This is a genomic window from Plantactinospora soyae, from assembly GCF_014874095.1.
Lineage (GTDB): Bacteria > Actinomycetota > Actinomycetes > Mycobacteriales > Micromonosporaceae > Plantactinospora > Plantactinospora soyae.
The window spans coordinates 6,908,510-6,926,360 of the sequence record NZ_JADBEB010000001.1; the positions used below are offsets into that span (position 1 = coordinate 6,908,510).

At 74.1% G+C, this 17,851-nt stretch carries 16 protein-coding genes; 6 read left to right on the forward strand and 10 right to left on the reverse strand.

Translation table 11 applies throughout. The annotated features are described in order from the left end of the window. Positions 1 to 22 precede the first annotated feature (22 nt). Entirely contained in the window at positions 23 to 1,006 is a 984-nt protein-coding gene (locus tag H4W31_RS30200; RefSeq protein ID WP_192769734.1) for a helix-turn-helix transcriptional regulator, read from the reverse strand. 112 nt (positions 1,007 to 1,118) lie between these two features. Here H4W31_RS30200 and H4W31_RS30205 point away from each other — a divergent pair, with 112 nt between their 5' ends. Beyond that, positions 1,119 to 2,096: a tyrosine-type recombinase/integrase gene (locus tag H4W31_RS30205; RefSeq protein ID WP_225947287.1), complete on the forward strand. Its 978-nt coding sequence runs from the start codon at positions 1,119 to 1,121 to the stop codon at positions 2,094 to 2,096. A 40-nt stretch (positions 2,097 to 2,136) separates the two neighbouring features. On the opposite strand, the gene H4W31_RS30210 is transcribed toward H4W31_RS30205, so the two are convergent. Both H4W31_RS30210 and H4W31_RS30215 read right to left on the reverse strand, forming a co-directional pair. Beyond that, positions 2,137 to 2,508, reverse strand: a complete 372-nt coding sequence (locus tag H4W31_RS30210) for a VOC family protein (protein ID WP_192769736.1) — start codon at positions 2,506 to 2,508, stop codon at positions 2,137 to 2,139. Between the two features lie 65 nt (positions 2,509 to 2,573). Beyond that, positions 2,574 to 4,280 (reverse strand): acyl-CoA dehydrogenase family protein, encoded by a 1,707-nt coding sequence (locus tag H4W31_RS30215; protein ID WP_192769737.1) that lies wholly within the window; start codon positions 4,278 to 4,280, stop codon positions 2,574 to 2,576. Between the two features lie 192 nt (positions 4,281 to 4,472). On the opposite strand from H4W31_RS30215, the gene H4W31_RS30220 reads away from it, so the two are divergent. The 3 genes from H4W31_RS30220 (at position 4,473) to H4W31_RS30230 (ending at position 5,745) form a co-directional block, all read left to right on the forward strand. Beyond that, complete coding sequence (locus H4W31_RS30220) at positions 4,473 to 4,931, forward strand: Rv0361 family membrane protein (RefSeq protein ID WP_225945757.1); 459 nt, start codon at positions 4,473 to 4,475, stop codon at positions 4,929 to 4,931. A gap of 68 nt (positions 4,932 to 4,999) precedes the next feature. Further along, a complete protein-coding gene (locus H4W31_RS30225; RefSeq protein WP_192769738.1) occupies positions 5,000 to 5,515 on the forward strand; it encodes a hypothetical protein in 516 nt (171 codons plus the stop codon). Further along, positions 5,515 to 5,745, forward strand: coding sequence for a helix-turn-helix transcriptional regulator (locus H4W31_RS30230; RefSeq protein ID WP_192769739.1), 231 nt, complete (start codon positions 5,515 to 5,517; stop codon positions 5,743 to 5,745). Before H4W31_RS30225 ends, H4W31_RS30230 begins: the two co-directional genes overlap by 1 nt. A 3-nt stretch (positions 5,746 to 5,748) precedes the next feature. Here H4W31_RS30230 and H4W31_RS30235 read toward each other — a convergent pair whose 3' ends face one another. From H4W31_RS30235 to H4W31_RS30250, 4 genes are all read right to left on the reverse strand, one after another. Further along, the gene (locus H4W31_RS30235; protein ID WP_225947288.1) at positions 5,749 to 6,396 is read right to left on the reverse strand and encodes a thymidine kinase; all 648 of its coding nucleotides are present in this window, start codon (positions 6,394 to 6,396) and stop codon (positions 5,749 to 5,751) included. A gap of 138 nt (positions 6,397 to 6,534) precedes the next feature. Continuing rightward, on the reverse strand, positions 6,535 to 6,912 hold the full coding sequence (locus tag H4W31_RS30240) for a hypothetical protein (protein ID WP_192769741.1): 378 nt from the start codon (positions 6,910 to 6,912) through the stop codon (positions 6,535 to 6,537). A 135-nt stretch (positions 6,913 to 7,047) separates the two neighbouring features. After that, positions 7,048 to 8,424 carry an MFS transporter gene (locus H4W31_RS30245; RefSeq protein WP_192769742.1) on the reverse strand — a complete coding sequence of 459 codons (1,377 nt, stop codon included), beginning with the start codon at positions 8,422 to 8,424 and terminating at the stop codon, positions 7,048 to 7,050. A 45-nt stretch (positions 8,425 to 8,469) separates the two neighbouring features. Further along, entirely contained in the window at positions 8,470 to 9,243 is a 774-nt protein-coding gene (locus H4W31_RS30250; RefSeq protein WP_318783482.1) for a glycerophosphodiester phosphodiesterase family protein, read from the reverse strand. Positions 9,244 to 9,339: 96 nt separating this feature from the next. Here H4W31_RS30250 and H4W31_RS30255 point away from each other — a divergent pair, with 96 nt between their 5' ends. Then, entirely contained in the window at positions 9,340 to 10,776 is a 1,437-nt protein-coding gene (locus tag H4W31_RS30255; RefSeq protein ID WP_192769744.1) for an Hsp70 family protein, read from the forward strand. 89 nt (positions 10,777 to 10,865) lie between these two features. Here the strand turns inward: H4W31_RS30255 and H4W31_RS30260 are convergent, their stop codons facing one another. Genes H4W31_RS30260 through H4W31_RS30270 form a run of 3 tightly spaced genes read right to left on the reverse strand, consistent with a single transcriptional unit; the run spans position 10,866 to position 14,946 of the window. Beyond that, positions 10,866 to 11,519: a hypothetical protein gene (locus tag H4W31_RS30260; protein ID WP_192769745.1), complete on the reverse strand. Its 654-nt coding sequence runs from the start codon at positions 11,517 to 11,519 to the stop codon at positions 10,866 to 10,868. After that, on the reverse strand, positions 11,516 to 13,432 hold the full coding sequence (locus H4W31_RS30265) for a dynamin family protein (RefSeq protein WP_318783483.1): 1,917 nt from the start codon (positions 13,430 to 13,432) through the stop codon (positions 11,516 to 11,518). The genes H4W31_RS30260 and H4W31_RS30265 overlap by 4 nt, the downstream gene beginning before the upstream one ends. Continuing rightward, complete coding sequence (locus tag H4W31_RS30270) at positions 13,429 to 14,946, reverse strand: dynamin family protein (protein WP_192769746.1); 1,518 nt, start codon at positions 14,944 to 14,946, stop codon at positions 13,429 to 13,431. Before H4W31_RS30270 ends, H4W31_RS30265 begins: the two co-directional genes overlap by 4 nt. A gap of 207 nt (positions 14,947 to 15,153) precedes the next feature. On the opposite strand from H4W31_RS30270, the gene H4W31_RS30275 reads away from it, so the two are divergent. Further along, positions 15,154 to 17,844: a helix-turn-helix transcriptional regulator gene (locus tag H4W31_RS30275; RefSeq protein ID WP_318783484.1), complete on the forward strand. Its 2,691-nt coding sequence runs from the start codon at positions 15,154 to 15,156 to the stop codon at positions 17,842 to 17,844. Positions 17,845 to 17,851 lie beyond the last annotated feature (7 nt).

The window sequence follows — 17,851 nt, forward strand, 5'->3', positions numbered from 1 at the left end:
GACCGGGGGAGTCCGGCGCGGCTCAGTCCAGGGTGACCCGGTAGCGCCGCGCCAGCGCCCCGGCCGTCGCGACGAACACGGCCCGCAGTTCGGCCGGGGCGAGCACCTCGACGTCGGCGCCGAGCTTCAGCAACTCGATGTGCCCCTGCCGGACCGACTCGATCGGCACCACCGTGTAGAGCCAGCCGGCGTCGTCGACCGGACCGGCGGCCTCCCGTGCCGCCCGGGACATCGCTGGCGGGAACACGAACGGCATCAGGTCGAGTGCCGCCGCCGTCATCCGTACCGTCGCCTCGGCCCGGTAGACGCTCTCCTCGTACCGGCGGCTCCAGGCCTGCCAGAACGCGGCCAGGTCGAAGTCCGCCGGCCGCTCGAATCCCTCGTCCAGCACGGTCAGGTCGAGCACGCTGGCGATCCGGTACGCCCTGGCCTCCGTGCCCGCCCGGGCCACCAGGTACCAGCGGCCCGCCTTGAGCACCACGCCGAGCGGGGCGAGCCGGCGGTCCACCTCCTGCGGCGCCTTCCAGCGGCGGTACCGGATCTCGACCATGCGTTCCCGCCACACGGCGTCGGCGAGCGCGGCCAGGTACGGCGTCGGCTCGGTGGAGCGGAACCAGCCCGGGGCGTCCAGATGGAACCGGTCCCGGGACCGGGCGGCCCGGTCACCCAGCTCACCGGGAAGCGCGGCGAGCAGCTTCAACTCGGCTCCGGCCAGTACGGTGCCGAGGCCGAGTTCCTCGGCGGGACCGGGCATGCCGGTGAGGAACAGGGTCTCCGCCTCGTTGACGGTCAGCCCGGTCAGCCGGGTCCGGTAGCCGTCGAGCAGCCGGTAGCCGCCGGTCGGGCCACGGTCGGCGTACACCGGCACCCCGGCGGCGCCGAGCGACTCGACGTCGCGGTAGACGGTCCGGACCGACACCTCCAGCGCCGTGGAGAGTTCCTGCGCCGTCATCCGCCCCCGCGCCTGCAGGAGCAGCAGTAACGACACGAGTCGGCTGGCGCGCACGCCAGGAAGGCTATCCCGGTATTCGGGGGCACCGAAGGTTCCCGGGCGCGCCTGGACGCCGGGGACGGAACGATCTGGGAACCTTTCTCGCGTGCCCCGATCCACTCCCACCCTGGTCCGTCGGACCACCGGTCGGCTCGCCCTGACCGACTCCCCGGCCGACTTCACCGAGGCCTGGCTGCGTAACCGTCGGCTGTCCGAACACACCCGGGCCGCGTACCGACGGGACATCACCGGCTGGCTGTCCTGGTGCACAGGGCGGGACCTCGATCCGCTCGGGGCCACCTTCCTGCACGTCAACACGTACGCCCGGGACCTGGAGTCGAGTGTCGACGCGCGCAGTGGCCGGTCACTCACCCCGGCCACGGTGGCCCGAAAGCTCTCCGCCCTGTCGAGTTGGTACACCTTCCTCGGTCGGCTGGGCGTGGTGCCGGCCAATCCGGTCTCCGGCGCCGACCGGCCCCGGGTGGACCGGGACCACTCCGCCACCGTGGGGCTGACCTCGGACGAGGTCGATGCCCTGCTCGCCGCCGCCGAGGCGGACACCGGCGTCAACGCGCTGCGCAACCGGGTGGTGCTGGTCCTGCTGGCCGACCTCGGGCTGCGGGTCGGCGAGCTGGTCTCCCTGGACCTGTCCGACCTGGGATACGAGCGGGGGCACCGCAGCGTCCGGTTCGTCGGCAAGGGCGGCCGGGCCCGCCGCCGGGCGTTGACCCCCGGTTCGGCGTACGTGGTGGACGCCTATCTGGCCGCCCGGTCGGCCGCCGAACAGCGGCCGACCGACCAGCTCGGCGGGGCGTTGCTGGTCACCGCCACCGGCAACCGGCTGGACCGGCACGCCGTGTTCCGGCTGGTCCGCCGACTGGCCCGGGTGGCGGACATTCCGGCCTGGGAGCGGCTCTCCCCGCACTCGCTGCGGCACGCCTTCGCCACCTCGGCCCGGGCCGAGGGGGTCCCGCTGGAGGACGTGCAGGACGCGATGGGGCACGCCGATCCCCGGACCACCCGCCGGTACGACCGGGACCGGCACAACCTGGACCGGGACCCGGCGTACGCGATCTGGGCGGCCCGGGCGCGCCGCCAGAGCTGACCGGAGCCTCCGACGGCACGCCACCCGTGACCGCCCCCGATCAGTCCTGCGGTCGCAGGCAGACACAGAACGGCTGGCCGGCCGGGTCGGTGAGGACCCGCCACCGGTCGCCGCCCGGCTGGAAGTCGGGCCGGGCCGCGCCGGCCTGCACACAGCTCGCCTCGGCCTTGTCCAGGTCGTCGACGTAGAAGTCGAGGTGGTAGCGCTTGCCGCCGGAGGTGTCCGGCCAGGCCGGCGGCCGGTACCCCTCGACCAGGCCGAAGCCGATCGAGGTGTGTCCGTCACTGATCATGGCGTATTCGTCTTCACTCGCGGTTATCTCCCAGCCGAGTACCTGGTGGTAGAACTCGGCGTGCGCGCGGGGATCGGGGCTGTCGAGGCTGACCATGATGAGGTCGGCGATTTTGTTCATGCCGGCCAGCCTGCCCCGGATAGCTGACACCTCCTGTCAGGTACGTGATCCGAACCGGGAACGGCTCAGCAGAGTGAGTCGAGTTCGTGGTGGGCGTCGGCCGCGATGTCGCCGCCGCGCAGCCAGCGCCGCGCCCAGAGCGGGGCCGCCACCTCCGCCACCTCGTCGCCCCAGGCCGCCTGCTCGACCAGCAGCGCGGTGCTGAGCGCGTACGCCATCCGCAGGGCCAACCCTCGGGCTCCGGCGATCACGCCGACGGCCTCCGGATCGGCGGCGACCTCGGCGAGCGAGTTCCGCAGCTCGGCGGTGCCGGCGCCGAGCGTGTCGGCCAGCGCCGGGTGCAGCCGCCGGGCGGTGTCTACCGCCTGGTCGAGGCGCTTGAGCAGCGGCGTGGCGGCGTCGTCCCGGACGACCGCCCGGAGCACGTCCAGGGCGAGCACGTTGGTGGTGCCCTCCCAGATCGGCAGCACCTGCGCGTCCCGGAGCAGTCGGGGCACGCCGGTGTCCTCGACGTACCCGGCGCCGCCGAAGCTCTCCACGTACTCGCTGGCCGACGAGACCGCCAGCCGTGCGGTGGCGAGCTTGGCCAGCGGCGCCACGATCCGCAGCTCGGCCTCGGCGTCGGGATCGGCACCGACCTCGACCCGGCCGAGCAGCGCGAACGCGTGCCCGGCGAGCACGAACGCACCGGCCGCGTCCACCGCGAGGGTACCGAGGGTGGCCCGGTGCAGCGGCGAGGTGATCAGCCGCCCGCCGGCGACCTGGCGGGCGTCGGCGTACGCGCGGGCGTACGCCAGCCCCCGGCGCATGCCACCGGCGGCGGCTGCCGCGTTGTGTACCCGGGTCACCACGACCAGGGTCATCGCCCGGGTGAGACCGGGCTGGGTCGGGTCACCCAGCGGCCAGGCGTACGCGTCGTGCAGCCCGATCTCGGCCGTGGGAAGCGCCCGGGTGCCGAGCTTGTCCTTGAGCCGGTGCACGGTGACCCCCGGTGCCGGTGCGTCCGGTTCGGCACTCGGCAGCGCCAGTGGCGAGTCGGCGGCGTAGCGCGGGACCAGGAACGGGGCGAGTACCCGACTGCCCCGACCGGCCGCGTCGGGGCGGGCCAGTGCGACCGCCAGTTCGGCGTCGGCCGCCGAGCAGAACCACTTCTCGCCGGTCAGCCGCCACGAGCCGTCGCTGGCCGGCCGGCCGATGGTGGTCGACCGGGCCAGGTCGGAGCCGCCCTGTGACTCGGTCATCCACTGGCCGCTGCTGACCACCCGGCTCGGATCGGTCGAGGTGAGCCGGGGCAACCAGGCGTCCCGGAGCGCCGGGTCGACCTCGGGGCGGGAGAGCAGTGCCGCCGCACCGTCGCTCATCGCGACCGGGCAGGAGAAGGTTGCCGACTCCGGGCCGTACAGGTGCAGCAGGGCGTGCTGGACGACCCGGGCTGCCGCGCCCCAGGTGCTCCGGGCCCGCGCCAGGTACGGCAGCGCGACCACGGCGTGCCGGGCGGCGGCCTCGCGCTGCGCCTGCCAGCCGACCGAGGTCTCGATCCGGTCGATCCTGGCCCCCCACGGGCCGTAACGGACCAGTGTGGGCGGGTGCGCCTCGGCGAGGGCGTGCGCGGCCCGGAGCGGTCCGGTGACGTCGGTGGCGAGCGCGGTCAGCCGGTCGGCGGCGGCGGCGTGTCCGTCCGCGCCGAGCTGACGGTCGAGCCAGGACCGCAGCAGCCGGTCACCGGTGTACGGGTCGGCGGGCGCGGGTACCGCCTGGACGTAGCGCACCATGGTCTGATTCCTTGGAGTCGAGGGCCGGCGGAGGGGCGGGGTCGGCGACGGGGATGATCCCGACCGTAGACCACGGCCGATCCCGGCGGCACCGCCCGAGCCGATCATGCCGGCCCGCCGGAGTACGGTCCACGAGCCGGAACCCGGCCGGTTCGCTGCGCCGATCGCGGTGGCATATCTACCGTCGAGGCCATGGGATACGAGGTGCCGGGGGCTCGGCCGGCCCGGCGGCCGCGCCGGATGCGGGGCGTCCTGTCGCTGGCCGCGGCCGGGCTCTTCGTCTGCTGCGTGGGCGCGGCGGGGCTCGGCGCCTGGAACTACCAGCAGGTTCGGCAGTCCTCCGGCGGGGCGCGGGACGCGGCGGAGGCGTTCCTCCGCGACGTGACCAGCGGCGACGCGGCCGGCGCCTACGACAAGCTCTGCGGGGACACCCGCGAGCGGTGGAGCCGGGACGACTTCGTCCAGCGGCTGTCGGTGCCGCCCACGATCAACCGGTACGCCATCGACGACGTCGCGGTCGCGACCGACCGGGGGCAGGTCCGGGGCACCGTCACCGCCAGGCTGACCCGTCGCTCCGGTGCGGTGGACGTGCGGGAGATGCCGATGGTGAAGGACGGCGACCGGTGGCAGGTCTGCGGCGATCCGTTCTGAGCGTGACCCGGCGCACTCGATGTGAAGTGTTCTTGACGTAAAGAAGAGTTGACGTCATGCTCGACGTCATGACCACCTCACCCGCCCCCACCAGCCGGATCACCGTGCTGGACCGGATCGCCGACTGGGCTCTCGACCCCGACGGCCACACCTACGGCGACGAACGCGAACGGCTGCGCTGGTACGAGGGCATGGCGACGGCCGCCATGATCCAGTGGATCGCCCTGCCATGGGCGGCGGCGGTGCTGGTGTGGGTCGGCGGCCGACCCGTGGCACCGACCCTCGTGGTGCTGCTGGCCCTGCTCTACCTGCCGATCCTGCTGTGCGCCCGGTACGTCGCGCGGCGCCGGGTCGACCCCCGCCGGATCCGCTGGACCACGCGGACGATCAGTACCGCGTTGCTCGTCGGCGTTCCGTACCTGCTCTTCCTGTTCGGCCTGGCCCGCGCGTACCACCTCCTCGCCGGCCCACCCGTCTGGGCCGTACCGCTCGGCGCGGCGTTCGGCATCGGCGGCGCGGCCGTCGGCGTACGCCTCGACGCCCGGCGCCGGAATCGGGCGGCCGCAGCCGAGGAACTCGACTGATGGTCCGCACCGGCGGGCCGGTACGGGGACGGCCGAACAGTGCGGTCGGCGCGGGGATACGGGTCCAACGCCGCGCGGCCGGACTGACCCAGCAGCAGCTCGCGGACGCTGTCGAGGTGAGCCGACAGACCATCATCGCGATGGAGACCGGCGACTACGCGCCCTCGGTCTACCTCGCCATCAAGATCGCCCGTGCCCTGGAGACCTCCGTGGAAGCCCTCTGGGGCTGACCGTCAGCGGTTGCCGCCCAGGTCGCCGTTGCGGTAGTGCCGCCGGCACAACACCTGGTAGCGCACCTCTGCCTCGTCGACGGTGTCGCCGATGACCACCTGCTCGCCCTCCCGGGCCACCGTTCCGGCCACCACCCGGGCGTTGAGCAGCCCCGGCCGCCCGCACCAGCAGAGCACCTCGACCTGGATCCGGGACACCTCGTCAGCGAGCTCGAACAACCGCTGCGCCGCCGGGAACAGACAGGACCGGAAGTCGCTGGCCAGGCCGAACGCGAACACGTCGACGTCGTACCGGTCGACCAGTTCCGCCATCTGCTCGATGTGCGGCACCGTGTAGAAGCAGGCCTCGTCGCAGATCAAGTAGTCGACCCGGATGCCCGCGGCCCACCGTGACCGCACCAGCTCACAGAGGTCGAGTTCCTCGGTGACCTCGATCGCCTCGTGTGCCAGGCCGATCCGGGTGGTGATCTGCGGGCCGAGCGAGCGGTCGATCCGGGTCAGTACCAGGCCGCGTCGCCCCTGCCGGGCATGGTTGTAGTTCATCTGCAGGGCCATCGTCGACTTGCCGCAGTCCATCGGTCCCCAGAAGAACTTGAGCGCGGCACCGTGGCGTAACCGGCCGTCGCCAGCGGCGAAACACGCGGCGGACAGGGCGGACTCGGCTCCGACCGGCTCGGCCCGGTCGGTACGGATGTCGTCGGTCACGGTCGGTGAGCCTAGGCCACCCGGCGTTTTCGTACGACCCGCCGTGTTGATCACCACTCCGGTCATCCGCCGGGCACCTGCCGGTCACCGCCGGTCGTGCCGCTCCTTCTCGTCCGACACCGTCGCGGCCACCTCGGCCCGCTCGTCCGGGGCCAGCGTCGGCGCCAGGTGCTGTTCCAGAATCGACCGCAGTTCGCCGGAGAGCCCGGGATCGGGGCGCAACAGTTCCTGGAACCGGCGCTGCCAGATCCCGGCCAGCGCCCGCTCCAGGTCGGGATCGTCGGCCTGCCGGGCGGCCAGCACCTCGGCGCGCAGTTCGGCCAGGTCGTCGGCCACGGTGTCGGCCTCGTCCGCCCGGGCCCGTCGCCAGAACGCGACCACCTCGGCCCGGGCCACCGGCCATCCGTCGCTGGCCATCGCGCCGACCAACGACGTTCCGGCCGCCACCGCGATCGGTTCCATCCCGTGCCCCCTGTCTCGTACGGCTCGCCGGCCCCACAGTAGGACACGGCGGGCGGTCCGGACAGCGGTAGCCGGATGCCGGCCCCACGCGAGGCGTCCGGCCGCCCACGCCGCCGCCTCGATCGTCGCCGACCCTCAGAGCCGCGCCGGCGGTACGTTTCCGGCGGCGACGATCGCCCGACGGATCGGCACGGCGAGCAGCAGCACGAAGCCGACGATGAAGAACACCAACAGCGAGATGATCGCCACCCGGTAGCTCTCGGTCATCCCGTACGCCAGGCCGAACAGCAGCGGCCCGAGCCAACTGGTGCCCTTGTCGGAGATCTCGTAGAGCCCGAAGTACTCGGCCTCCTTGCCCTTCGGGATCAGCTGGCTGAACAGCGACCGACTCAGCGCCTGGCTGCCGCCGAGCACGATGCCGATTCCGCCGCCGAGCAGCACGAACGGGATCTCCTCGTTGGCCGGCAGTCGGAACGCCACCGCCAGCACCACCGTCCAGAGCACCAGGCTGATCAGGATCGTCTTCCAGGCGCCGATCCGCTTGGCCAGCGCGCCCATCCCGAGCGCCCCGGCGAAGGCCAGGAACTGCACCATCAGGATGGTCGGCACCAACACGTCGTCGGAGAGCTTCAGCTCCTCGGTGCCGTAGACGGCGGAGAGCGAGATGACCGTCTGGATGCCGTCGTTGTAGATCAGGTACGCGATCAGGAAGAACAACGTCAACGGGTACGCCTTGAGACTGCGCAGCGTGTGCCACAGTTGCCGGAACCCGTCGATCAGCAGCGGTCCCTGGGCCGGTCCGGCCACCGGCGGGCGGTTGCGCAGCCGGATCAGCGGGATGGTGGTGAACGCGGCCCACCAGATGCCGGCCGACACCATGCTGTACCGGGCGACCTCGCCGGTGTCCATGCCGAGCGAGTCCTTGAACAGCACCGCCGCCACGTTGATCGCCAGCAGGAGCCCGCCGCCGATGTACCCGATCGCCCAGCCGATGCTGGAGACGCTGTCCCGGTCCTCCGGCCCGGCTATCTGGGGCAGGAACGAGTAGTAGACGACGATGCTCGCGCCGTAGGCGATGTTCGCGATCAGGAACAGCCCCGCACCGAGCAGATAGCGGTCACCGGTGAGGAAGAGCAGGCCGACGGTGGCCGCCGAGCCGATGTAGGCGAACAGCGCCAGCATTTCCTTCTTGTGCGCCGACCGGTCGGCGACGGCGCCCACCATCGGCAGTACGAAGACGGTCAGGAACACCGACAGCGACACCATGTACGGGAACAGCGAGCCGGGCGCGATGTCGATGCCGAGCAGGCCGATCCGCTGGCCCCGGCACGGGTCGTCCGAGGCGCACCCGGCGGCGGCCTTCGCGATCGACGTCAGGTACGGGCCGAGGAAGACGGTGATGACGGTGGTGTTGAACGCCGAGTTCGCCCAGTCGTAGAAGTACCAGCCGACGCGTTCGTGGCGGGTGCTGGGTGGCGCGTCCTCCGCCGTCGCGGGAAGTGTCTCGGCCATGATCGGTCCTTCGGCGGGGGTCGGGCGGGGGTGGTCCGGGCCGACCTACCGATCGGAGGGCCAGTGTCCGCGGCTGAGGTACGCCTCGCGCAGTACGTCGACGTGATCGGTCATGATGCCATCCACACCCATGTCCAGTAACTCGTTCATCTCGGTGAGTTCGTCGATGGTCCAGACATGGACCTGTAGGCCCAGCCGGTGGACGTAGTCGACGAATCGCCGGTCGACCACCCGTACGCCCCGGTACCGGACCGGAACCTGGGCGGCCACCACCGTCGGCGGCAGCGCCAACCGCCGGTTCGCCAGCGAGGCGAGCCGCAGCCGTGCCACCCCGCGCAGGCCCAGCGAGGTGGCGACCTTCGGTCCGGCCAGCAGCCGCAGCCGGGCCAGTCGGGTGTCGCTGAACGACGCGAGCAGGACCCGGTCACCGGCGCCGACCCGTTCGACGGTGCGCGCCGTGGCCAGGACCGCGCTGTCGGCCTTCACGTCGACGTTGAACCGGATCTGCGGCCAGGCGCCGAGGACGTCGTCGAGCCGGGGCACGGCCGCGGCACCGCCGATCCTGATCGTCTGGAGGTCGGCCCAGCGCAGACCGGCGATCCGGCCCCGTTCGCCGGTCATCCGGTGCAGTGTCGCGTCGTGGAACACCACCGGTACCTCGTCGGCGGTGGCGTGGACGTCGGTTTCGACGTACCGGTAGCCGAGCCGGACCGCCCGGGCGAACGCCTCGGTGGTGTTCTCGTCGCCCCGCGCGGCGCCGCCCCGGTGGGCGAAGGCCAGCGGCGTGGGGGCGTCGAGGTAGGCGAAGTCCCGGATCACGGTGCGAGTATGCGCCGCGAGGTTGGCCGCCGGATGACCGGAGGGCGGCACTTTCATCCGGCGGGCGGTGAACCTCCGGGACAGTAGGGTGCTGCCATGCGGTTGCTCGCCATCGACTTCGGTACGTCCAACACCGTGGCCGTGGTGCGGAACGCGGACGGCCGGAGTCGCCCGCTGCTCTTCGACGGCACCCCGCTGCTGCCGTCGGCGGTCTGCCTCGACCCGGCCGGTGCGCTGCTGGTCGGCCGGGACGCCGAGCGGGCCGCCCGAGGAGATCCGGCCCGGTTCGAGCCGCATCCGAAGCGACGGATCGACGACGGCGTGGTGCTGCTCGGCGGCCGGGAGGTACCGGTGACCTACCTGGTCGCGGCGGTCTTGCGACGGATCGCCGTCGAGGCGGAGCGGCAGATCGGTGGCGTCGACGAGGTCCGGCTCACTCATCCGGCGCGCTGGGGTGAGCCGCGTCGTTCGGTGCTGGTGGCCGCCGCGCTCGCCGCCGGCCTGCCGCCGCCGCGCCTGGTCGTCGAGCCGGTCGCTGCGGCCGCGTACTACCCGACGGTGCTCGGCGCGGCGATGCCGCCGGGTCGGGCGCTGGCCGTTTACGACCTGGGCGGCGGAACCTTCGACGCGGCCGTGGTGCGCCGTACCGTGGGCGGCTTCGACGTGCTCGCCGAGCTGGGGCTGAGCGATCTGGGCGGACTCGACTTCGACCAGGCGCTGGTCGAACACCTCGGCCGGGGCTACGCCGGGACCCGGACCGAGCTGTGGCACGGGCTGGTGAGCCCGGACGACTCGCAGCGGCGCCGGCAGCGGGCGCTGCTCTACGACGACGTACGGGCCGCCAAGGAACTGCTGTCCCGGATGTCCAGCGCCGACGTGCACCTGCCGGCGCTGGACATCCGGGCACACGTCACCCGGGAGGAACTGGAGTCGCTGATCCGTCGGCAGCTGCTCCAGACGGTCAACTGCCTGGCCCGGACGATCGCCGCCGCCGGGCTGGAGCCCGCCGACCTGGTCGGGATCTTCCTGGTCGGCGGGTCGAGCCGGATCCCCCTCGCCGCCCGGCTGATCCACGCCGAACTGGGCATCGCCGCCAGCACGCTCGACCAGCCGGAGACGGTGGTCGCCGAGGGAGCGCTGTGCCACGGCACCCCGCATTCGCCCGGCCAGCCCGCTGATCCGGCCGGCCGGCCATCCCGGCACTCCGGTCCCGGCGCTTCGGCGGCGGAACCCGGCAATCCGGTGGCGGCACGGTGGGGCGGTCCGGCGGAACTCGGCGATCCGGTGGCGGCGCGGCCGGACGGTCCCGCGCTGGCGTCCGGGCCGGAGCCCGGTGCGGTCTGGTCGGTCGCCGGCCCGGCCGGTTCGTCGGTGGGCCGGACCGCACCGGGCTCCGGTCGGGCTGCCGCCGCGCCGACCACCCCGGCCGGCGGATTCTGGTACGGGACGACCGGGCTGGTCTGGACCGGATCCCTGGCCGTGCTGGTGGCTGTCGCGCTCGTCGTGCTCGTCGCGGTGGCCGGGGCCGGCTGACCGGTATGCGCGGGCCGGGGCCCGACCCCACCGGTCGGCTCACCGCCCGCGGCACCACCATTTTCGGGCCACCGTCGGCACCGGCAGGGTCAGCGGTTGTCCGGTGACCAGAACCGGGCCAGCGCACTCGTCGCCGGGTCCTCGGAGTCGGCCAGCGCCGTCCACGGGTCGCCGTCGGCCGGCAACTCCGTCCCGGCGTAGTCGGCCAGTTCCTCCGGGCCCGGTGCCGGGCCGGCCGCCGTCGGCTCGACCGGGGCGGCGGCCGGGTCGCCGAGCAGGGCGGGATCCGCCCACGGGAAGCCGTCGACCGGCTCCGGTGGCGGGCCCAGGTCGGAGGCGTCCGGCGCCGACCAGGCCGGCTCCGACCACTGCGCCGTGTCGCCGTACGGGTCGAGATCCGGATCGGCGCCGATCGGCGGGTCGGCCGGACCCATGCCGACCTCGGCGGGCACCTCCGTCGAGTCGTCCGGCCCGATTCCGGCCGCACCGTCGGCGTACGGGTCAGCCTCGGGGTACGGGTCGAAGCGGGGCGATCCGGCACCGAGGCCGTCGTACCCGATCGGCTCGGGCGGCGGGTCGGCCGCCCCGGTCAGGTCGTCGGGGGCGGCGTCGGCAGCGCCGAAACCCTCCACCGGGTAGTCGTCGCCCTCGGACTGGTCCTGGCCCAGGTCATCGAACTCGCCGCCGTCCGGACCGTCGAAGTCCGGCTGGTCCTCCGGCCAACCGCCCCAGTGGTCAGTCATGTTCCCGCTCCCGATGCGTCGGTGGCCGGCGCCGGGGCAAGCGCCCGGGCCCGCAGGAGTACCTCGTCGACGTTCTTGACCCGGGCCCGGACGGTCTCCCGCTCCGTCTGGGTCGCGGCGCGGCGCCGGGCCCGACTGGCCTGGTCCGTCGCCGCCGCCGAGTCGATCTCGGCGATCCGCTCGTCGAGCTGCCGCAGCCGCCGCTCGATCGCGTCGTCCAGGGCGAGCGTGAGCCCGTACTGGAGGTCGGTGAACCGGTGGGTGATCTCATCCGAGAGCGCCGCCCGGGCGTCGGCGACCACCTCCCGGAGCCACATCCGGGCCTGCTGCCGGTCGGTCTGCACCCGACGCCGGTAAAGGATGAACCCACCGGCGGCCAGTCCCAGCCCGAGCCCGGCGAACGGAATCAGCAGACTGCCGCCGACCAGCGCCCCCGCACCGAGCGCGGAGGCACCCGCCATCGCACCACGGCCGGCCATGAACGCCATCGAACCGGCCGACAGCGCGATCATCATGTTGTCCGGTCCGCCACCCTCGCGGCGCGGCTTGCTGGCCAGCGCGTGCCGGAGCGTCGCGTTCAGCCGCCCCAGCACGAACCGCAGCTCCTCGGGCTGGAACACCTCCGCCAGCACCCGCTCGCCGACCTGCCGGAAACGGACCTCCAGATCCTCCGACAGCCGGATCGAGAGCGCGTGCAGGGCCTCGTCGACCTGCTGCGGCAGTCCCTTGATCTCGTCGCCGCGGGCCCGGTCGACCCGGTTGAGGAACTCCTCCTGCAACCCGCCGACGTACCCCCGGAGCAGGCCGGTGGCCTCGACCCGGGCCCGCTGCGTCTCGGTGTTCAGCGCCAGCGACCACTGCCGGGACTCGGTACGCTTGCGGGCCGCCAGCGCCGCCCGCTCCGCTTTGATCCGGGCCACCTCGGCCGGGTCGGGGTCGGTGGCCCGGAGCCGTTCGCCGAGTTCCAGGTCCCAGCGGACCAGTTCGCTGCGTACCGTGCGCAGCAGGTTGGCCTGCCGCAGCAGGTGGCCCCGCGAGGCGAGGGCGATCAGGGCGTGCTGGAGGTCGGCGATCCGGGACTCGCGGACAAGTTCCCGGGCCGCCTCCGCCGGCATCGTCCGGGACAGCTCGGCCAGCCGGGCCGAGACCGGAAACCACGGCGCGGAGCCGAACCGGGGCGCGTGCGCCTGCAACTGTGCCCGGTTGTCGGCCAGGATCGTCCGCCAGCCCGGGTAGGCGTCGGTCTTGGTCAGCGCGAACACCACCAGGTTCACCCGCTTGCTGGCCTCGATCAGGAAGTCCAGCTCCGGCTGGGAGAACGGGGCGGCGGCGTCGACCACGAAGAGCAGCGCGGTGGCCCGGCTCGCCGCGTCCAGCGCGATCTGGGCGTGCGTCGGATCCAGTCCACCGGTACCCGGGGTGTCCACCAGGCTCAGGTACTGCAACAGCGGCGCCGGATGGGTCACCTCGATGTGCCGGGGCGGCCGCTGGTCCTCCGGCAGCCGCCCGAGCGGGGTGGCCCAGTTCCGCAGCTCCGCAAGGGCCAGCGGAACCGGCTCGGCCCGCCCCGGCAGCCAGGCCCGGGCCCCGGGTTCGGCGCCGGGCAGGAACTCCAGGTAGCAGGCGGTGGCGACCGCGACGTCGACCGGCGACAGGTCCGGCACCCCGACCAGGGCGTTGACCACCGAGCTCTTGCCGCGTTTGGTCTCACCGACGACCACCACCGACGGCCGGGTCACCACCCGGCGGCGCAGCCCGTCGACCTCCGCCGCGGCATCCGGGGCGACCTTGCGCAGGAACGCCAGGCCACCGTCCACCGCACCGGTCAGGGCACTGCCCAGCGCCGCCTCCGGAGAACCGCCGCCACCGGTCCGGGCGCCCGGCGCCCCGGCGACCGTACGGCCGGCGGTCACCGGACACCTCCCTCGGCCCGTACCCGCTGGGAGAGTAGGAAGAAGCCACGGTGGGCGACCTGCGCCACCCGGGACTGGGCCGGGCTGGCTCCGGCGACGGCGTACACCCGCCACCTGGTGGCGGCCTCCAGCGCTGCCCTGGTCAGCTGCTCCGGGGCGGCGGCCGGAAGGCTGAGGATCCAGCGCGGATCGGTGGAGAGCGCCAGCCGGGTCAGCTCCTGCTCCATCGGCTCCGGCAGCTCCACCGACCCGGAACTGACCAGCTGCGCCACCTCCAGCAACCGCAGCCGGTGGTAGTCCGGCTGTTGCAGCAGCTGCTCGATCGCGTCCCGCAGCAACTCGCGGTCCTCGGGGCGGGCGGCGTGACTGGCCAGCTTCTCCAGGCTCGACAACCCCCAGCCGGCCTTGATCGCATCGGTACGCCACCGGAACGCCTGGTCGAGCGTGTTGCGCAGCCGGGGGAAGCCGGACGCCTGGAACAGCAGCCGGACCAGGTCTCCACTGGCCAGCTGCGGTTGGGCGGCGAACTGGGCGATGGCGAACCCGATGCCGTACAGGTCCAGCAGCCGCAGCAGCCGCTCCCGCTGCTCCCGTGGCACCGGCGCGTCCCGCGAGGTGAACAGGTCGACCGAGGCGAGCAGCACCAGCCGTTCGCTGTGCGGCAGCCGGGCCATCGTCCGCAGCGCCTCACAGTCCGCGGCGGTCAACCGGCCGGCCTCGGTGGTCTCGGCGAGCAGGCCCACGATCGGCACCACCTCCGACACCACCCGGCGAAGCACCCCGGTCTGGTCGGCGGCCAGTGGACCGGCCACCGGCCACGGGTCGGCCGCCCCGCCGACGAGCTTGTCCACCTTGTTGAACAGTCCCAGCGAGTTGATCGGGTTGCTGGCCAGCCGGGCCGACACCGACCGGAACGCCTCCAGCGCGGCCACGTCGTCGTCCCGGACCGACTGGGTGAAGACGTAGATGATCGCCTCGGCGCCGGCGATCGCGCCGGCCGAGTCGTCGTCGATGTTGTCGTCGAACGGGGCGGCGGCCGCCTCGAAGAGGAACCGTCGTGCTCCCGCGCTGACCGAGGTGTTCGTCGACGCCAGGCCGGGGGTGTCCAGCACGGTGAGGTCCCGCAGGTGGTCGCTGGTCAACGTCACGTCGACGTACCCGATCTCGGCGCGCGGCACGCCGAGCCGCTGCGGGATCATGCCGGCGTCGTCCAGCGGCAGGCTGACCCGGCTGCCGTCCCGCCGGACCACGTCGACCCGGTCGGCGGTGCCGTAGCGGAACTGGGTGACGATCCGGGTGCACTCACCGACCTCGGTCGGTGCCACCCGCCGGCCGATCAGCGCGTTGACGAGTGTCGACTTTCCGGCCTTGAGGCGGCCGGCGATCGCCACCCGCAGCGGCTCGTCGAGCCGGCGGCGTATCCCCAGCACCTGGTTCCGGGTGGCGGGGCCGAGCCGGGGCCCGGCCCCGTCGCAGAGGCCGGCGACCCGGGCGCTGAGCGGACCTGGGCCCATGGCTCGTCAGCCGGCGGTGCGGTCGGCGACAATGGTCGGAACCCGGTGGTGGCACGCGCTCATCTCGTCTGCTGTCCTTCCGACACGGCGGCAGGAGCGGGCTGTCCCTGCCGGACATCACACTACGAATATCCTGCCGGCGCAGGATCCCATGTTCGTGCCACCGTCTCACGTGGCGGTGGCCGCCAACCCGGGCGGGGAGGACCAGTGCGGCACGCGTCGGTCGGCGACCTGTCCGATCAGTTCCGAGCCAGTGATCTTTCGGAGGTCGGCCGTGACGTCGTGGGCGACCCCGCCCGGGACGTCGTCGAGGTGGGCTCCGCACTGCTGGCCACGCCCGGCCTGGTCGTCCTGCACAGCGGGCCCGGCGGTGGGCGCAGCACCGCGCTGTCCCGGCTCGGTGCCGCGTTCCGGGGACCGGTGTTCGCCGGTGGTGGTCTCGCCAGCCTGCCCACCGAGCCGGCGTTCGCGTTGGCCCGGGCGGTCCGGGTCCGACTTCCCGGGCACGATCCGGCGCTGCTTGCCGAGGCGGTGCGGTCGCGGGTACGGGGCGGCCTGCTGCTCCTGGACGATCTGCAGTGGGTCGATCCGGCCACCCTCGCCGCCCTGCTGCCGCTGGCCGCGCACTGCCGGGTGGCGGTCGCGCTGCGTACCCCGCACCGGCTGCCGGCCGCGGCGGTGACGGCGCTGCGCGGCGGTGCGGCCGGCTGGCTCGCGATACCGCCGGTGGACGTCGACACGGCGACCGCCGTGGCCGGCCGGGTCGCTCCCGGGCTGGGCGCCACCGCCGTCGCCGACGTGGTCCGCCGGGCCGGCGGCGTACCGCTGGCCGTGGTCACGCTGGCCCGCCGGGCCGCGAGCCGGCGGGCCGCCCGGCCCGGCGTGCCGCACCAGCCGGACGGGTCAGCCCACGACGCCCCCGCAGGGCGGCCCGACGGCGACGCGTCACCCGGTTCCGACCCGACCGGGCGCGACGTCGAGCAGGTCGGCTACGCGGTCGCCACCGCCCTGGCCGACCTGAACCGGCCGGCCCGTACCGCGATGGCCGCGCTGGGACTGCTCGGCCGACCGGCGTCGGTGACCGTGCTCGGCACCGGCGTCGACGAGTGCGTCGACGCCGGCCTGGTGACCCGGGCGTCCGACGGCGCACTCGTCGCCCCGGTGTCGCCGTACGTCGCCGAGATCGCCGCCGGCCTGCTCGACGACGCCGGCCGCCGCGCACTGCACCGTCGGCTGGCCGAACTCGTGCCGGCCGAGGAGGCGGTCCGGCACCTCGCGGCGGCCGGTGACGGGGCGGCCGCGTACCGGCTGGCGCTTGTCGCGGCGGAGGACGCCGACACCGCCGGGGCCCGCGCCGAACCGCTGCTGCTCGCCTGCGGGCTGCCCGGAGTCGAGCCGGAACCGGCGGTCCGGGTCGCGGCCGCCCAGGCGGCACTGGCCTGCGGCCGCCCCCGGGCGGCGGTCCGGGTACTGACCACCGCCGCACCGCTGGGGGTCGATCCGGACCTGCTCCGGGGCGAGGCGCTGGTCCAACTCGGCGACCTGGTCGGCGCCCGGTCGGCGGTGGCCCGGGTACCGGACTCGGCCACGCCCGAGCAGCTCGCCGCCCGGGACCGGATCACGCTGCTGGCCCAGCTCGGCACCGAGCCGGCCGAGGCGGCCCGGACCACGGCGCGGCTGCGGGCCACCCACGGCCGGGAACCGGCCCATCCGGGGTTGCGGGCGGCGCTCGCGGCGGCACAGGCCGCACACCGCGAACCGGGTTGGGAGACGGCGCTGGCCACGGCCGCCGCCGCGGCCGGGGCTGCCGGCGACCCGCTGTCGGCGCGATGGAGCGCCTGGTCGCTGGTCGAGACCCTGATCGCGGACGGTCGGCTCGGCGAGGCGGGCCAGATCGCCGAGGCGGCCGAGCAGGCGTGCGTCGCCGACCTGGCCTACAGCTGGCAGACCCGGTTCCTCGCGGCCCGGCTGTGGTGTGCGGCGCTGCGCGGCGGACTGCCCACGCTCGGCCCGGACGAGGCGTTGCGCCGGGCGGGCGACCTGACCGACCGCACCCTGCCCGGTCCGGCCCGGGGATACGCGGTGGCCGCCGCCAGCCTCGTTGAGGCCGACGGCGGACTGCTCGGCTCGGCCCGCGCCCGGTTGGCGGCGACCACGATCGGGTCCGCGACGCTCGACGCACTGCTCGACTGGGTCAGCCGGGAGGCGGCCTGGCTCGACGGCCAACCGGAACGGGCCGGCGGGGCGCCGTCCGGTGGTCCGCCGCTCATCGACGGGCTCCGGCAGATCACCGCCCGCTGGGCGGCCTACGACGGCGCCCGCGCCGGTTCCGCCCCGGAAAACGACCCGCCGGCGTCCGGCGGCGGCCGTCCCGGACCGGCGCCGGACGCCGGCGCCGCGCCGTGGCCCGGCGACGGCGGGACCGAGCCGTCGCAGGTACGGCAGACCCTGGCCGCCTGGGACACGCCGGGCGGCGACCCGGCCGGCTTCACCCTGGCCGCCGCCGGCTGGCGGGAACTGGTGGTCCGGGAGGAGGTGCGCTGCCTGCTGGCCGCCGGGCTGCACGAACCGGACCCGGCGCGGGGCGTCCCGTCGCTGCTGGGCGCGGAGCAGCGCGCCGAGGAGGCCGGGCTGGTGGTGCTGCTGGGCCGGACCCGTCGGGCGCTCCGCCGGCACGCGGTGCGGCGCGACAACCGTGGTGCCCGCTCGGACGGCGACCTCACCGATCGGGAACGCGAGGTGCTGCGCCTGGTCGCGGCCGGCGAACCGACCCGACGAATCGCCGGCCAACTGGGTATATCCGCTGAGACGGTGGAGACCCACGTCCGGTCCGGGATGCGCAAGCTGGGCGCACGCACCCGTACCGAGGCCGCTGCGCTGGCGCTGGAGGTGCTGTGACGGGTGC

What these genes read in the sequence shown, in the direction of transcription:
- H4W31_RS30210 (WP_192769736.1), bottom strand. Translation starts at nt 2,508, where the DNA reads ATGAACAAAATCGCCGACCTCATCATGGTCAGCCTCGACAGCCCCGAT.
- H4W31_RS30215 (WP_192769737.1), bottom strand. Translation starts at nt 4,280, where the DNA reads ATGGTGCGCTACGTCCAGGCGGTACCCGCGCCCGCCGACCCGTACACC.
- H4W31_RS30220 (WP_225945757.1), top strand. Translation starts at nt 4,473, where the DNA reads ATGGGATACGAGGTGCCGGGGGCTCGGCCGGCCCGGCGGCCGCGCCGG.
- H4W31_RS30225 (WP_192769738.1), top strand. Translation starts at nt 5,000, where the DNA reads ATGACCACCTCACCCGCCCCCACCAGCCGGATCACCGTGCTGGACCGG.
- H4W31_RS30230 (WP_192769739.1), top strand. Translation starts at nt 5,515, where the DNA reads ATGGTCCGCACCGGCGGGCCGGTACGGGGACGGCCGAACAGTGCGGTC.
- H4W31_RS30240 (WP_192769741.1), bottom strand. Translation starts at nt 6,912, where the DNA reads ATGGAACCGATCGCGGTGGCGGCCGGAACGTCGTTGGTCGGCGCGATG.
- H4W31_RS30245 (WP_192769742.1), bottom strand. Translation starts at nt 8,424, where the DNA reads ATGGCCGAGACACTTCCCGCGACGGCGGAGGACGCGCCACCCAGCACC.
- H4W31_RS30255 (WP_192769744.1), top strand. Translation starts at nt 9,340, where the DNA reads ATGCGGTTGCTCGCCATCGACTTCGGTACGTCCAACACCGTGGCCGTG.
- H4W31_RS30260 (WP_192769745.1), bottom strand. Translation starts at nt 11,519, where the DNA reads ATGACTGACCACTGGGGCGGTTGGCCGGAGGACCAGCCGGACTTCGAC.
- H4W31_RS30270 (WP_192769746.1), bottom strand. Translation starts at nt 14,946, where the DNA reads ATGGGCCCAGGTCCGCTCAGCGCCCGGGTCGCCGGCCTCTGCGACGGG.